We start from the raw sequence: 583 nt of genomic DNA on the forward strand, positions 1-583 counted from the left end.
GCGGTGTCGGCCAGCTCGTCGACGCCGACATGAATGCGGAATCGACCCGCCTTCAGGCGCTGCAGACCCAGCAGCAGCTCGGCGTTCAGGCGCTCTCGATCGCCAACCAGAACAGCCAGAGCATCCTGTCGCTGTTCCGCGGCTAAGCCTCAAAACCATCTGCAGAGGGCCGCGCTTCTCGCGAAGTGCGGCCCTTTTCATTTTGGCGTGCGCTGGTCGCGCCATGACCTTGGCACTTCGACTTTGCACGTCGATTTGGCTGACCCTGTCGCGGTCCGGTCACTGAGCCACAAGCCTCGCACAAACTTCGCGCGCTATCGTCGCCGTTACGTCAGGTTGAGCGCGCTTTTCCGCAGCTCAAAGGCATGATGCCGTCCTGTCGTACCGGTGCAAGTCCGGTATGTCCCCAAAATCAATTCAATCTCCAAAGGGACGTCAAAAATGAGTTCTAGTCTGCTCACCAACTCGTCTGCAATGACCGCGCTGCAGACCCTCCGGAACGTCAGCTCGCAGCTCGCGACCACGCAGAACCGGATCTCGACCGGCCAGCGCGTCTCGACCGCGTCCGATAACGCCGCCTACT

Annotated in this window: 1 protein-coding gene and 1 pseudogene; both read left to right on the forward strand. The window is 60.9% G+C overall.

Features of this window, described 5'->3' with window-relative positions:
* Positions 1-146 (forward strand): flagellin (locus tag OWC48_RS45995; RefSeq protein WP_282525928.1); only part of this gene is annotated, 146 nt, incomplete at its 5' end.
* A gap of 295 nt (positions 147-441) precedes the next feature.
* A pseudogene (locus OWC48_RS46000) lies at positions 442-583 on the forward strand (flagellin); the annotation flags it as partial.

The sequence above is a fragment of the Bradyrhizobium sp. Arg816 genome (assembly GCF_029989365.1).
Lineage (GTDB): Bacteria > Pseudomonadota > Alphaproteobacteria > Rhizobiales > Xanthobacteraceae > Bradyrhizobium.